The sequence below is a fragment of the Stappia sp. genome (assembly GCF_040110915.1).
In the GTDB taxonomy this organism is placed as follows: Bacteria; Pseudomonadota; Alphaproteobacteria; order Rhizobiales; family Stappiaceae; genus Stappia.
Map to the genome: position 1 here is coordinate 817,612 of NZ_CP157793.1, position 13,567 is coordinate 831,178.

The following is a 13,567-nucleotide window of genomic DNA, read 5'->3' on the forward strand; positions in this document are numbered from 1 at the left end:
CATGTCCGCCACTCCCTCCGACACCTCGACCAATCCCGTCCTCGTCGAGGTCACGCGCGGCGGTGCCGTCGAAAGCCGGCATCGCGGCGCGATCGCGGTGGTCGACGCGGCCGGCGCGCCGCTCGCGACGGTGGGCGACGTCACGGCGCCCGTCTTTCCCCGCTCGGCGGTCAAGGCGCTTCAGGCGCTGCCGCTGCTGGAATCGGGTGCGGCCGAAGCGCTCGATCTGAGCGACGCGGAACTGGCGCTCGCCTGCGCCTCGCACAATGGCGAGGCGATCCATGTCAACGCCGCGCGCGTCATGCTGATGAAGGCGGGCCTCGACGAGGACGCGCTCGAATGCGGGAGCCAGTGGCCGCGCCGGATGCAGGATGTGGCGAGGCTGCACCGCGCCGATGCCCATCCCGGTCCCCTGCACAACAATTGCTCGGGCAAGCACGCGGGCTTCCTGGGGCTGGCGCGCACGCTCGGCGTGCCGACGCGCGGCTACGTCGAGCCCGATCACCCGGTGCAGCGCGAGGTGCGCATCGCGCTGGAGGAGATGACCGGCGCGGCCCTCGACCACGCGCCCTGCGGCATCGACGGCTGTTCGATCCCGACCTATGCGGTGCCGCTCGACCGGCTGGCGCGGGCCTTTGCCTGCTTTGGAACCGGGGAGGGGCTCGCGCCGTTGCGCGCCGAGGCCGCCGACCGGCTCTATCATGCCTGCACCGCCCATCCGGAGATGGTCGCCGGGACGGAACGCTTCTGCACCGAGGTGATGCGCGCCTTCGCCGGCCGCGTCTTCGTCAAGACGGGGGCGGAGGGCGTGTTCGTCGCCTCGATCCCCGAGCGCGGACTGGGCGTTGCTCTCAAATGCGACGACGGCGCGACCCGGGCGGCCGAGACGATGATGGCCGAGACGCTGGCGCGGCTGCTCGCGCTGTCCGACGACGAAGCCTCGGCGCTGGCGCACTGGCGGCGCCCGCAGCTCAGCAACTGGGTCGGCCGCTCCGTCGGCGAGATCCGTCCCGTCGACGCGGCCTTTGCCGGTCTGGAAGGCTGAGTCTCGAGGGCTGAGTTTCGGGTGCTGGTTTTCGGGGGCCGGTCAGCGCACCAGATTGTCGCGGATGGCGAGGTGGTCGAAACCGTCCGCCGCTCCGCCGCGCGTGAGGTCGCCGGTCGCGGCCTCCGTCCAGCGGTAGCCGACGACGGCGCCCTTGTCCGCGCCGGAGATCAGGTTGCTGGCGATCACCGCCGGCCCGGCCCCCTCCACGACCGTGACGGCGACGCCGGTGGGCGCGCCGCGCACCACATTGGAGGTCGCGGAGACATCGCGCAGGTATTCGCCCCAGCCCATGTGCAGGCCGAAGCGCGCGACACTGTCGACCACATTGCCGGTGAGCACCGTGTCGGCCTCCACGGCGATGCCGATGCCAAAACCCTGCACCTCGGCCGGATAGGGACCGGTGTTGACGATGTTGCGCACCAGATTGCCGCTGCAATTGGCGAGCCGTCCGCCATCGAGGAAATTGGCGATGGAGATCCCGATGGCGCCGCCGTCGACCAGATTGTCGGCGATCACCGCGCCCTGGAAGCCGAATTCCGAATAGATCGCCGTTTCGCCCGACCGGAGGCAGGAATTTCCCTGGATCACGATGTTGGAGCCGGCGTTGGAGCGGATCGCGGAGAACGCGCAATCGGTGACGCGGTTCCCCCGCACGACGACGCCGTGGGCGCGAAACACGTTGATGCCATTGCCGTTCTGCCCCGTCCCGCCGCTGCGCGCGGCGATCCGCTCGATCCGGTTGCCGGAGACGAGCGAGCCGTCCTCGCCGGCCTGCCAGCGGTAGACGAGGATGCCTGCGTTGCCGCAGTCGTGGACGTGGTTGTCGGTGATCGACAGGCCCGTGGCCTCGATGGAGCGGATGCCGGCATCGCCCGCACCGGAAATCCGGTTGCCGAGGATGCGCCCGCCGCAGCGGTCGAGGGCGAGCGCCGACTTGGCGCTGCCTGTGATGGCGCAGCCCGCGATCTCCAGATCGTCGACATCGACGAAATGCAGCAGCGCCGGCGTGTATTCGCCGAGCAGGCGATTGCCGCCGTCGAAGCGGATGCCCTCCAGTCCGACCGCCGCGCCCTTCTCGCAATAGAGCAGATGCCCGCCGCCGCCCTGGTAGTCGAAGCGCGTCTGGCCGGGCAGGCCGACGAGACGAATGCCCGACGGCAGCCGCAGATTGGCGACCGTGTAGCGCCCGCCGGGCAGGAACAGCGCGCGGCCCCGGCTCGCGGCCGCGTCGATCGCGGTTTGCAGCAGCCGGCTCTGGTCGTCGCTCGCGTTGGGGCGCACGCCGAACTCCGCGACATCGATGGTGCCGCGCAGATCGGCGACCCGCACCGCGGCGCGCGCCGGCGGCGCGGAGGCCGCAAGCGCGGCGAGGCCCCCGGTCAGCATCGCGCGACGGGACAGCGCGGGCCCGGACAAATCAGCGAAACGCGATCTGAAGCGTGCGGATATGGGTCGGTTCATGCCGGAACGTCCTCCTTGCCCCTGATGGAGCAAGAGCGATGCCGCCGGCGATGTCCCGGATCGGGACGCGGCCCGAAGCCGATCCGGCCGGGCTTCTAGGACGCGCTCCAGATGATGCGCTGGAGCGCGGCCCCGCGCAGCTTGTCGCTTGCCGGCAGCCGGTCGAAGGGGCCGTCGTACTGCGAGATCGCGTAGACGAGCGTGACCCGCTGCGAGCCCCGGGCCTTGCAGATCGCCATGCCGCGCCACAGGCTCTTTCCGACGCGGCAATCGCCGAGCGCGCTGCCCACCTCCGCGAAGGTCATGCCGATCCGTTCGCCGTTCGGACCCTCCAGGTGATGGGTGACGCCATGCACCTCGCGGATCTTGCCCCCCGCGCCCTTGAAGACCTGCAGAACCTGGAAGCCGTCGGAATTGAAGGCGCCGATGGCCCATTCGGTGCGCGTTTCGGTCGCCGACTGGAAGCCCTCCGTGGTGAACCCCGGCAGGGCCTGCTGAATGGCCTTTTGCGAATAGGGGGTGTCGGCGGTCAGTCCTCCGGCGCCCTGCTCGGTGATCTTGACGAGCGTGACGTCGGACGTGCGGGCGATCTGGACGGGACCGCCGTCGAGCGTGGGCGAGCAGGCGGCAAGCGCCAGGAGCGCCAGCGGGGCGAGGAGGGGAGACAGGCGTGAGCGCATGGCATCTCTCGAAAGGGTGTGTGGACGGGCACGCAGCGGCGCCCCGTGGACCGAAGGAGTTGCAGCCCGATAGCATTGTCGCGCGGTCGGAGAAAGCCCCGGCCGGTCGCCCGGTCGCGTTGCGGCCGCGTCCCGATGGCATCGGCCGCCGTGCCGGCCCTAGCTGCCGCGCGAACCGTGGCTCGAAAAGATGACCATGCAATTTTTACCATATGGGGCAAATCCGTAAATGCACGCAATAGGTGTATTCTTGAAGGAATCTTACGCGGTATCACGTGCGTGCTTTTCATTATGTGCGTAATTGGTGTAGCCTGAGATTCGGGTCCTGAATGACATGTGTCGACAAATGAGGGAGTTGGATGTCGTGGGCAAGCGCGCGGTCGGTTGTATCGGGTCGGGTCGTCGCGCGCCCGCGATGACGGCGGGGCTCGCTCATAGGTATATGCTGCCATGCGCGGATCGGGTGCCGCGGGGGGCGGGGATTGTGAAGAATCTGGATTGTCGGGAGACCAGCGTGTATTCTTCGATGGGTAGAAAAAAGGCGGTGGTTGGTCCGCTGCCTGCGGATATCGGGGTGGGCGTCACACGGCCCGCGAGAGAGCGCGGGCATCGGCATCTGGGTGGCCGAAGGTGCGCAGAAGGGGCAGGCTCCGCGCGGAGCGGACGTGCCTCTTGCGCCGCAATGGAGATGCGAGGCCGGCACAGGCGCCGTCGAGACCGGCGGGGTGCCAAGCCATGACGGAAAGGCAGGAGCGCATGGCCAACCCGAATGAGATGCAGTCCAAGGCGCAGGCGATTGCCGACGCGGTGAGCGGCAAGCATGTGCTCGACGTCGTCGAGGCACAACTGCGCCGGATGGGCGCCACAAACATTCTCGTGACGGGCCTGCCGATGCCCAAGCGGCCGATCGACGGGCTCGTGCACCGCTTTCGCTGGCCGGACAATCGCGTCGGTGGCATCGAGCTCTCGGAACTGGATGCCAACGACAGCGCCCTTCTGCTCGGTCTGATGCGCTCGCGCGCCTTCGTTTGGGACGTGACGACCGGCGACGTGTCTCATTCCGAACTGTTTGCCGCGCTTGGCGGCGACACCCAGGTCGTCGTGGTGCCGGTCACCGAGGCACATCCGTTCCAGGCGCTGGTTCTGGGCGGCGGCGCCAATCTGGAGTCCGGCAAGATCGAGCTCGCCAATCTCGAGCTGATCTGCAACTCCGCGTTCCGCCGGCTGATCGATCTGGGGGTGATCTCCACACAGCGGCCCGGCGACCTGTCGGCGCGCGAACGCCGCGTGCTCGAACTTACGGCGCTGGGCAAGACCGCGAGCGACATCGCCGGGCTGCTGGAGATTTCGCAGCGCACCGTCCACGCGCATCTGCAAAACGCCAGCGCCAAGCTCAATGCCTCGAACAAGACGCACACCGTCGTCGAGGCCCTGCGCTACGGACAGATCAAGCTGTAGTGGGGCTCAGGCCGGCCCCGGCCAGGGCGTTCCAGAGGCGGTGCGGCAGCGGTGAACACGTAACGATGAACACGGAGCGGTGAACAGGTGGACGACGTGCCCGCCGGTCGGGGGCGCTTTGCCACGGGGCGATCCGTGCTGCTGCCGGCAAGCCGTCATGTGCGTTGCCCAAGTTCCGTTGTCCAAGTTGCGTTGTCCAAGTGGCCTCGCCGGGCGAACCGGCCGGCCAGGGGCGCAGGGCGGTGATCGACGACGGGCGCAGCGTCCGGCGACCATGGTCGGCAGAGGCGGGGCGCCACGTGAAGGCGGCTGGCGCTGCGTTGGCCCGACGGCCTCGGGCGCCATCAAACGGGGACGCCCTTGAACCCGGACACCCTTGAACCCGGACACCTTTGAACCCCGACACCTTCGAACCGGATCGCCTGTGAACCGAAGCGCCTGTTTACTGGACAGATGTCAAGCGGGGCGTCCATGATCGGGCTGCCCACGAGGGGATGCCTCTGAACGGGGATGCCTCTGAACGGGAATGTATGTGAGCTGACACGGGCCCACCGCCCGGACGCGTAGGCCGATGGACCTGATGTATTGGGGCTTGGGATCCGGGCCCGGTGATGTGACGGCCTGAGAGCCGGGCCGGACACCGAGCGGGAGCGGGGGCTCGCCGATGAAGGACACACCTGAAGCGCCGGCCCGGGTCGCGCCGGTCCGGCTGGCGCTCGGCGGCTTGCTGGCGCTGGCGGCGGCCATGGGCATCGGCCGCTTTGCATTGACACCCGTTCTTCCCTTCATGAGCTATGGATTGCCGCTGACGGCGGCGCAGGCCGGGGCCCTGGCGTCCGCCAATTTCGCCGGCTATCTCGTCGGCGCGCTTGCCGCCATGTCTGCGCGCGAGGCCTGGCTGGTGCCCGGGTTCGTCGGCGCGCTCGCCGCGAGTGCCGCGACGACCGCCCTGATGGCGGCGAGCGATCATCTCGTTCTGCTGGCCGTCTTGCGCTTCGCGGCGGGGCTCGCGAGCGCCGGCGTGCTCGTCTTCGCCTCCACCCTGATCCTCGAGAGACTGACGCGCTCCGCCCGGCCCGGGCTCGCCGCGCTGCATTTCGCCGGCGTCGGCTGCGGCATCGCCCTGTCCGCGCTCGTGGTCGGCGGGCTCGGCGCGGAGCCCGGCGGCTGGCGTGTCCTCTGGCTCGGCACCGGCGGAGTGGCGGCGCTGCTGGCCTGCGCGGCGCTCGTGTGCCTGTGGCCCGCTTTGTTGCCGCCGAAGCGCATGGAAGCGGCGACTTCGGCCGCCACGCAGACCCCGGCGCGCATGTCCGGCGATCTGCTGCGACTCGCCGTGGCCTATGGCCTGTTCGGCGGCGGCTATGTGGTCACCGCGACCTTTCTCACCAGCATTCTGCGCGCCTCGCAGACGCTGGCGCCCTTCGAGGCGCCGGTCTGGGCCGCCGTGGGTCTGGCGGCGGCGGGCTCCGTCTGGGTCTGGGGCCGGGTCGCGGCGCGCATCGGGGCGGCGTCGGCCTTTGCGCTTGCCTGTGGCGTGGAGGCGCTGGGCGTCGCCGCCAGCGTGCTGGTGCCGGGGCTTGCCGGGCCGGCGCTGGCCGCGCTGCTGCTCGGCGGCACCTTCATGGGCATCACCGCGCTCGGCCTGGTGGAGGCGCGGCGCCTGTCGCAAGGGCCGCCGGCGCGGGCGCTCGGTCTGATGACGGCCTGTTTCGGGCTGGGGCAGGCGCTGGCGCCGGCGCTCGCCGGATGGCTGGCCGACCTCACCGGCGGCTTCCTGTGGCCCTCGCTCGGCGCGGCGGCCCTTCTGGTGGCCGCCGCCGGTCTCACGCGCCCGCCCGGCGCGCGGCGCGCATGAGCCTCAGCCGTGCGCGAATTCCCAGTAGAGCTCACGGGCGCGGGCCGTGATCGGGCCGGGCTGCAGGTCGCGGTCCTCGATCCGCTTGACCGGAACGACCTTGAAGTAATTGCCGGTGGAGAAGATCTCGTCCGCGTCGAGGAAGTCGCCGTAGCCGAGCGTGCGTTCATGCACGTCGATGCCGCTGCCGCGCAGCAGCTGGATGATGCGCTGGCGCGTGATGCCGTTCAGGAAGGTGCCGTTCCACGCCGGGGTGTGCACCGCGCCGTCCTTGACCATGAAGACATTGGCCGTCGTCAGCTCCGCCACATTGCCCAGCATGTCGAGCACGATGGCATTGTCGAAGCCGCGCGACTTCGCCTCGACGATGGCGCGCGCGTTGTTGGGATAGAGGCAGCCGGCCTTGGCGTTGACGGGCATGGTCTCCAGCGTCGGCCGGCGGAACGGCGACAGGGTGATCGCGATGGCCGCGTCGACCGGGGCGAGCTTGGCCTCGAACAGGCACAGGCAGAACCGCGTGCTGTCGGGGTCGGGCGCGATGGTGCCGATGCCTTCGCCTTCCGCCCAGTACATCGGCTTGATGTAGACGGCCGTATCGGAGGGGAACCTGGCCATGCCCTCCTGCGTCAGTTCCATCATCTCTTCCGGGCGCAGGGTCGGCTTGAGCCCGAGCGCCACGGCCGAATCGTTGAGACGCTGGCAATGCAGGTCGAGATCCGGCGTCACGCCCTCGAAGCCGCGCGCTCCGTCGAACACGCTTGAGCCGAGCCAAGCGGCATGGCTGCGCGGGCCCATCATGGGTGGATTGCCCTCGATCCACGATCCGTCGATCCAGTTCCAGGTCTGCGACCACTCCGCCATACCGCTCTCCTTGAAATCCCCGTGCGCGGGATACCGCGCGTCGAATGCGGGGATCGAACGCCGAAGGCGCGTGAAGGTCAAGACCCGCGCGCAACCTGCGGTCAAATCGGAAGGATCATCCCTGCGTCTCCGGGTGTGGTGCGAAGAATATTTCAGGGACGCGAAAAATTCGGAATGTTCTCGCGTTTCGCCGTCTGGCCCTGCGTCGCGCCGTCGATCCGGCGGGCGAGCTGTGCGAAGACCGGGGCAACCACGTGCGGCAGACACCTGCTGCAAACCTATCCTGCGAACCGGCGTCGAGCGGGGCCGCGCATGCCCCCGGCTGACTGCCCCACTGCCCGAAGCGCTCCTGGAGGCCTCCATGGAACAACGCCTGTCCATCGTCACGCTCGGCGTGAACGACGTCGCCGAAACCCGCCGCTTCTTCGAGGAAGGGTTGGGCTGGCGCGCCGCCGTCTACGACAGCGACGACATTGCCTTCTTCGACATGGGCGGAACGGTGCTTGCGCTCTTCGGCCGCCAAGCGCTCGCGGAGGATGCGGGCGTGACCGATGACGCCGGGCACTTCGCCGCCGTGACCATCGCCTGGAACGGGCGCGACGAGGCGGAGGTCGATGCGGCTTTCAAGGAGGCGCTCGCGGCCGGCGCGGAGGCGGTCAAGACGCCGCAAAAGGTCTTTTGGGGCGGCTATTCCGGATATGTGCGCATTCCCGGCGGCCATCTGCTGGAGATCGCCCATGATCCCTTTTCCTCGCTCGACGCGGCCGGCCGCCTGCAGCTTCCCCCGCCCGTCTCCGGGAGCTGAGGGCTTCGGCCCCGGACATTGTGCATCGCACAAATCGATTGACCTCGCCCGGCGATGGCTGTTTTCTAGGCGGCCATTCAAGAAGCACGCCGCCAGACACCACGCAGCCATGTAAGGGCCCGGGCCATGTCGCCTCCCTCTGCCAAGCCGGTTTCCGTCTATGTTTTCGACGCCTACGGCACCTTGTTCGATGTCCACGCGGCGGTGCGCCGTCACGCGGGAGACCTCGGGCCGGAGGCGCAGCGTCTGTCGGCGATCTGGCGCGACAAGCAGCTGGAGTACTCCTGGACGCGCGCGCTCATGGAGCGCTATCTCGATTTCTGGGCGCTGACCGAACAGGCGCTCGACACCGCGATGGCGATCACCGGCGTCTCCGACGCCGCGCTGCGCCAGCGGCTGCTCGACGCCTACTGGCAGCTCGACTGCTACCCGGAAGTGCCGGGCGTGCTGAAGGACCTGAAGCAGGCCGGGCACAAGCTGGCGATCCTGTCGAACGGCTCTCCGGCCATGCTGGAGGCGGCCGCGCGCGCCGCCGGCATCGAGGATTATCTCGACGAAGTGTTCTCCACCGACCGGCTGAAGACCTACAAGACGCGCCCGGATGTCTACGAACTCGTGACCAACGCCTTCCGCGTCTATCCCGAGGCCGTGTCCTTCCAGTCGTCGAACCGCTGGGATATCGCGGGCGCGACCGCCTTCGGCTTCCGCACGGTGTGGATCAACCGCACCGGCGCGGCGGATGAATACACCGACCTGCCTCCGGTCGCGGTCCTGAGCGACCTGAACGGTCTGGCCGCGCTCGGCTGAGCCGGTCCCGGGAGAGCATGGGCGACGTCGCCGGGACCTCCGAGGGCGTCAGCTGTGGGTGTCAGGTCTCCGCGCGCTCGATCCACTTCGGCGTGTCGGGCGCGGTGTAGGTCTCGAACTCGGCGATCAGCGCCTCCGGCGTGTCCGCCACCTTGACCATCGCCCGCATTTCGGGGCGCACGAAGGCCTCCTCGCGTTGCAGGTCGAGGAAGGCCAGCAGGCCGTCGTAGAAGCCGGCGACATTGAGAAAGCCGCAGGGCTTGCGGTGATAGCCGAGCTGGCCCCAGGTCCAGATCTCGAACAGCTCCTCCAGCGTGCCGGCGCCGCCGGGCAGCGCGAGGAAGCCGTCCGACAGATCCGCCATCATCGCCTTGCGCTCATGCATGGAGGCGACGACATGCAAGGCGCTGAGGCCCTCGTGCGCCAGTTCCTTTTCCTGCAGCGCGCGGGGCAGCACGCCGACGACCTCGCCGCCCTCGGCCAGCGCGGCATCGGCGACGACGCCCATCAGCCCGACCTTCGCCCCGCCGTAGACGAGACGCCGGCCGGAGCGGGCGATCGCCCGCCCGGTCGCCTCGGCCGCGTCGCGATAGTCGGAGCGCGCTCCCATGCTGGAGCCGCAAAAGACGCAGATGGAGTCCATTCGAGATCTCCCGGAAATGTGGAAACGTGCGGGGGCGGGAGGCTCAGCCCTTCGCGAGTTCGTCGAGGACCCGCGCCCAGGAGCGGATGCCCTTGTGATAGCTCGACATTTCGTATTTCTCGTTGGGCGAGTGCACCTTGTCGTCGTCGAGGCCGAAGCCGATCAGCAGCGAGTCCATGCCGAGCATGGTCTTGAAGTCGCCGACGATGGGGATCGAGCCGCCGCAGCCGATCAGCGCGGCCTCGCGCTCCCATTCGTCGGAGAGCGCCTTGCGCGCCTTGGCGAGCGCGGGACTGTCGAAGGGCAGGCGCAGCGCCGGACTGCCGCCGTGCTTGGCGAAGCTGACCGTGCAATCGGCGGGCAGATGCTTGCGGATGTAGGTGCGGAAGTTGAGCCGGATCTCGTCCGGATCCTGATCGCCGACCAGGCGGAAGGAGACCTTGGCATGGGCCTGCGAGGGGATGACGGTCTTGAAGCCCGCGCCCGTGTAGCCGCCCCAGATGCCGTTGATCTCGCAGGTCGGGCGGGTCCAGATCTGCTCCAGCGCGCCGCGGTCGGCCTCGCCGGCCGGGTGCTTGAGGTCCACGCCGCCGAGAAAGGCTTCGTGATCGAAGCCGAGATCGTCCCACAGGGCGGTCACGTCGGCGGGCATGTCGATTACGCCGTCGTAGAAATGCGGCAGCGTCACCTTGCCCGTCTCGTCGTGCAGGCCGGCGAGGATTTCGGTCAGCACATGAATCGGATTGCGCGCCGCCCCCCCGAACATGCCCGAATGCAGGTCGCGGTCGGCCGCCGTCACGGTGATTTCCTCACCCACCAGCCCGCGCAGCATGGTGGTGATGGCCGGCGTTTCGCGGTCCCACATGCCCGTGTCGCAGACGAGCGCGAGGTCGCAGGACAGTTCGTCCCTGTTCGCCTCCAGGAAGGGATGCAGCGAGGGCGAGCCGGATTCCTCCTCGCCCTCCAGCAGCACGGAGACGGAGAGCGGCAGGCCGCCGGTTTCCGCGATCCAGGCGCGTGCCGCCTCGACGAAGGTCATGAGCTGGCCCTTGTCGTCGGCCGCGCCGCGCGCGACGATCATCTTCGTGCCGTCGTCGCGGGTCACCACCTGCGGGTCGAAGGGCTCGCGCTCCCACAGGTCGAGCGGGTCGACCGGCTGGACGTCGTAATGGCCGTAGAAGAGCACATGCGGGCCGGGCTTGGCCGCGTCGGTCTTGTGGCCGACCACCATCGGGTGGCCCTTGGTGTCGCGCACCGTGGCCGGAATGCCGAGCGCCGTGAGCTCGCGCGCGAGCCAGTCGGCGGCGGCGCGGCAATCGCCCGTGAAGGCCGGATCGGTCGAGATGCTCTTGATCTTCAGCAGGTCGACGAGACGGTCGAGCGAGGCGTCGAAATCGGCATCGATGCGTGCCAGAACCCGGTCGAGATCGGACATGACAGGTCTCCGCTGGAAGGGCGCGTCTGGAAGAGCGCTTGGGTCTTCGCTTGAACGGCGCTGGAAGGAATGCCGCGCGGATGCGCGCGTCGGATCGGTCGGCGTCAGATGGCCACAGATCGCGCAGCGGGGCAAGGGCGTCGTCGGGAGCCTAAAGCGCGGCGACGACGCGGTCGATGGCCGCCGCGCAATGCAGGTCGGTGGTCGAGAAGGTCGGGAGATCGACGTCCTCGCCCGACAGCAGGAGGGGGATCTCGGTGCAGGCCAGCACGATGCCCTGCGCGCCGCGCGAGGCCAGGTTGCCGATGACGCGCTGGTAGCCCGCGCGCGTTGCGTCGGTGAAGACGTCGTGCACCATCTCGTCGTAGATGCGGTCGTGCACGTAGCTGCGGTCGGGCTCGTCCGGGACGAGCGCCGCGATGCCCCTCGGCCCGAGGATGTCCCCGTAGAAGCTGCCCTCCATCGTCTTGCGCACGCCCAGAAGACCGACCCGGGTCAGGCCGGCCCGTTCGATCGCGTCGGCGGTCGCGTCGGCGATGTGCAGGAAGGGGATCGAGAGATGCGGCTGGATATCCGGGACGAAGCGATGAACGTCATTGCAGGTGATGACGAGGAAATCGGCGCCGGCGCGTTCGGCTGCGCGGGCGGCGTCGAGGATCTGCGCCAGGGCCGCCGCCTCGTCGCGCCGGTCGATGACGGCGTCCACATAGGCCTGACGATTGACGCTTTCCAGCACGATGCGCGGCGAGGCCACTCCGCCGAGACGCCTCTGCAGACGCTGGTTGATCTGGCGATAATACTCCGCCGTCGAAACCCAGCTCAAGCCGCCGATCAACCCGATCTTCTGCATGCCAATCCCCGCTTGCCTTTCGAAGATGCGGCCGCCGCGCCTCAAAACCCCCGCTTCAGGGACCCCATGATGCCGCGCACGAGCGCGCGCCCGAGCGCCGAGCCGAGCGAGCGGGCGACGGATTTCGCCGCCGTTTCCACCACGCTGTCGCTGCGCGAGCGCCTTGTGGTGCGCCGCCGCGTCGCCGGCCGGTCGTCGCGGCCGAAATCGGGCAGCTGGAAGCCGGAGCGCGAGCGGCGGGTCTCGCCGCGCCGGCGCTCTTCCTGTTCCTCGCGCCACTGCTGGCGTTCCTCCAGCAGGGCGGCTTCCTCCGCGCGGCGCTTCAGCACCTCGAAGGCCGACTCGCGGTCCTCGACACGGTCGTAGATCCCGGACAGCGGGCTGAGTGCGATGCGGTCGCGGCGCTCGGCATCGGTGAGCGGCCCGAGGCGCGACGACGGCGGACGGATCAGCGTGCGCTGGACGACCGAGGGCACGCCCTTTTTCTCCAGCGTCGACACGAGCGCCTCGCCGACACCCAGTTCCATGATCACCTGTTCGGTGTCGAGATCCGGATTGGGGCGGAAGGTCTGGGCGGCGGCGCGCACGGCCTTTTGTTCGCGCGGGGTATAGGCGCGCAGCGCATGCTGGATGCGGTTGCCGAGCTGGGCGAGCACCGTCTCGGGCACGTCGAGCGGATTCTGGGTGACGAAATAGACGCCCACGCCCTTGGAACGGATCAGCCGCACGACCTGTTCCACCTTCTCGATCAGCGCCTTGGGCGCCTCGTCGAAGAGCAGATGCGCCTCATCGAAGAAGAAGACGAGGCGGGGCCTGTCCGGATCGCCGACCTCGGGCAGTTCCTCGAAGAGCTCCGACAGGAGCCACAGCAGGAAGGTGGCATAGAGGCGGGGCGAGGCCATCAGCTTGTCGGCGGCGAGCACCGACACCTGGCCGCGCCCGTCGCGGGTGGTGCGCATCATGTCGCGGATGTCGAGCGCCGGTTCGCCGAAGAAGGCCTCGCCGCCCTGGCGCTCGAGCACCAGAAGCTGGCGCTGGATCGCGCCGACGGAGGCCTTGGAGACATTGCCATAGACCCGCGACAGCTCCGAGGAGCGCTCCGCCACATGGGCGAGCAGCGATTGCAGGTCCTTCAGGTCGAGCAGCAGCAGCCCTTCGTCGTCGGCCAGTTCGAAGGCGACGTTGAGTACGCCCTCCTGCGTCGCGTTGAGATCCATCAGCCGCGCGAGCAGGAGCGGCCCCATCTCCGACACGGTGGTGCGGATCGGGTGCCCCTTCTCCCCGAAGAGATCCCAGAACAGCGTCGGGAAGTCCTCGAGGATATAGTCCTCGTCGAAGCCGATGGTGCGGGCGCGCTTTTCCAGGAAGTCCTTTTCCTCGCCCGCCGCCGCGATGCCGGAGAGGTCGCCCTTCACGTCGGCGCAAAAGACCGGGACGCCGGCGTTGGAGAAGCCCTCGGCAAGGATCTGCAGCGACACGGTCTTGCCCGTGCCGGTCGCCCCGGTGATCAGCCCGTGCCGGTTGGCGAGCTTGAGATGAAGGTATTCCGGCTTGCCCGATCCGCCGAGAAAGATCCTGTCGTCGTCCAGCACCTGTCGCTCCCACGCCGCTTGCGCGCGATTCCTCACGGATCGCCTTGACAAAACCTCATGTAACCCGCGCGA

12 protein-coding genes are annotated in these 13,567 nt (G+C 68.8%); 5 read left to right on the forward strand and 7 right to left on the reverse strand.

Going from position 1 to position 13,567, the window contains the following annotated elements; all coding sequences use genetic code 11:
* Position 1: 1 nt before the first annotated feature.
* A complete protein-coding gene (locus ABL312_RS03625) occupies positions 2–1,045 on the forward strand; it encodes an asparaginase (protein ID WP_349360015.1) in 1,044 nt (347 codons plus the stop codon).
* A gap of 42 nt (positions 1,046–1,087) precedes the next feature.
* Here the strand turns inward: ABL312_RS03625 and ABL312_RS03630 are convergent, their stop codons facing one another.
* Complete coding sequence (locus tag ABL312_RS03630) at positions 1,088–2,434, reverse strand: TIGR03808 family TAT-translocated repetitive protein (protein WP_349360016.1); 1,347 nt, start codon at positions 2,432–2,434, stop codon at positions 1,088–1,090.
* A gap of 170 nt (positions 2,435–2,604) precedes the next feature.
* Positions 2,605–3,189 (reverse strand): DUF1131 family protein, encoded by a 585-nt coding sequence (locus ABL312_RS03635; RefSeq protein WP_349360017.1) that lies wholly within the window; start codon positions 3,187–3,189, stop codon positions 2,605–2,607.
* Between the two features lie 735 nt (positions 3,190–3,924).
* On the opposite strand from ABL312_RS03635, the gene ABL312_RS03640 reads away from it, so the two are divergent.
* Together ABL312_RS03640 and ABL312_RS03645 are read left to right on the forward strand one after the other, a co-directional pair.
* Complete coding sequence (locus ABL312_RS03640; protein ID WP_349360018.1) at positions 3,925–4,647, forward strand: LuxR C-terminal-related transcriptional regulator; 723 nt, start codon at positions 3,925–3,927, stop codon at positions 4,645–4,647.
* A gap of 664 nt (positions 4,648–5,311) precedes the next feature.
* Positions 5,312–6,502, forward strand: coding sequence for a YbfB/YjiJ family MFS transporter (locus tag ABL312_RS03645; protein ID WP_349360019.1), 1,191 nt, complete (start codon positions 5,312–5,314; stop codon positions 6,500–6,502).
* 3 nt (positions 6,503–6,505) lie between these two features.
* Here ABL312_RS03645 and ABL312_RS03650 read toward each other — a convergent pair whose 3' ends face one another.
* Entirely contained in the window at positions 6,506–7,363 is an 858-nt protein-coding gene (locus ABL312_RS03650) for a branched-chain amino acid aminotransferase (protein ID WP_349360020.1), read from the reverse strand.
* A gap of 361 nt (positions 7,364–7,724) precedes the next feature.
* Between ABL312_RS03650 and ABL312_RS03655 the strand changes: the two genes are divergently transcribed.
* The gene (locus tag ABL312_RS03655) at positions 7,725–8,168 is read left to right on the forward strand and encodes a VOC family protein (RefSeq protein ID WP_349360021.1); all 444 of its coding nucleotides are present in this window, start codon (positions 7,725–7,727) and stop codon (positions 8,166–8,168) included.
* A gap of 126 nt (positions 8,169–8,294) precedes the next feature.
* Positions 8,295–8,975, forward strand: a complete 681-nt coding sequence (locus ABL312_RS03660; protein ID WP_349360022.1) for a haloacid dehalogenase type II — start codon at positions 8,295–8,297, stop codon at positions 8,973–8,975.
* A 61-nt stretch (positions 8,976–9,036) separates the two neighbouring features.
* Here the strand turns inward: ABL312_RS03660 and ABL312_RS03665 are convergent, their stop codons facing one another.
* From ABL312_RS03665 to ABL312_RS03680, 4 genes are all read right to left on the reverse strand, one after another.
* Entirely contained in the window at positions 9,037–9,618 is a 582-nt protein-coding gene (locus ABL312_RS03665; protein ID WP_349360023.1) for a TIGR00730 family Rossman fold protein, read from the reverse strand.
* A gap of 43 nt (positions 9,619–9,661) precedes the next feature.
* A complete protein-coding gene (locus ABL312_RS03670; RefSeq protein WP_349360024.1) occupies positions 9,662–11,053 on the reverse strand; it encodes a dipeptidase in 1,392 nt (463 codons plus the stop codon).
* A gap of 151 nt (positions 11,054–11,204) precedes the next feature.
* On the reverse strand, positions 11,205–11,903 hold the full coding sequence (locus ABL312_RS03675; RefSeq protein WP_349360025.1) for an amino acid racemase: 699 nt from the start codon (positions 11,901–11,903) through the stop codon (positions 11,205–11,207).
* Between the two features lie 41 nt (positions 11,904–11,944).
* Complete coding sequence (locus tag ABL312_RS03680) at positions 11,945–13,495, reverse strand: helicase HerA-like domain-containing protein (RefSeq protein WP_349360026.1); 1,551 nt, start codon at positions 13,493–13,495, stop codon at positions 11,945–11,947.
* Positions 13,496–13,567 lie beyond the last annotated feature (72 nt).

What these genes read in the sequence shown, in the direction of transcription:
- ABL312_RS03625 (WP_349360015.1), top strand. Translation starts at nt 2, where the DNA reads ATGTCCGCCACTCCCTCCGACACCTCGACCAATCCCGTCCTCGTCGAG.
- ABL312_RS03630 (WP_349360016.1), bottom strand. Translation starts at nt 2,434, where the DNA reads ATGCTGACCGGGGGCCTCGCCGCGCTTGCGGCCTCCGCGCCGCCGGCG.
- ABL312_RS03635 (WP_349360017.1), bottom strand. Translation starts at nt 3,189, where the DNA reads ATGCGCTCACGCCTGTCTCCCCTCCTCGCCCCGCTGGCGCTCCTGGCG.
- ABL312_RS03640 (WP_349360018.1), top strand. Translation starts at nt 3,925, where the DNA reads ATGACGGAAAGGCAGGAGCGCATGGCCAACCCGAATGAGATGCAGTCC.
- ABL312_RS03645 (WP_349360019.1), top strand. Translation starts at nt 5,312, where the DNA reads ATGAAGGACACACCTGAAGCGCCGGCCCGGGTCGCGCCGGTCCGGCTG.
- ABL312_RS03650 (WP_349360020.1), bottom strand. Translation starts at nt 7,363, where the DNA reads ATGGCGGAGTGGTCGCAGACCTGGAACTGGATCGACGGATCGTGGATC.
- ABL312_RS03655 (WP_349360021.1), top strand. Translation starts at nt 7,725, where the DNA reads ATGGAACAACGCCTGTCCATCGTCACGCTCGGCGTGAACGACGTCGCC.
- ABL312_RS03660 (WP_349360022.1), top strand. Translation starts at nt 8,295, where the DNA reads ATGTCGCCTCCCTCTGCCAAGCCGGTTTCCGTCTATGTTTTCGACGCC.
- ABL312_RS03665 (WP_349360023.1), bottom strand. Translation starts at nt 9,618, where the DNA reads ATGGACTCCATCTGCGTCTTTTGCGGCTCCAGCATGGGAGCGCGCTCC.
- ABL312_RS03670 (WP_349360024.1), bottom strand. Translation starts at nt 11,053, where the DNA reads ATGTCCGATCTCGACCGGGTTCTGGCACGCATCGATGCCGATTTCGAC.
- ABL312_RS03675 (WP_349360025.1), bottom strand. Translation starts at nt 11,903, where the DNA reads ATGCAGAAGATCGGGTTGATCGGCGGCTTGAGCTGGGTTTCGACGGCG.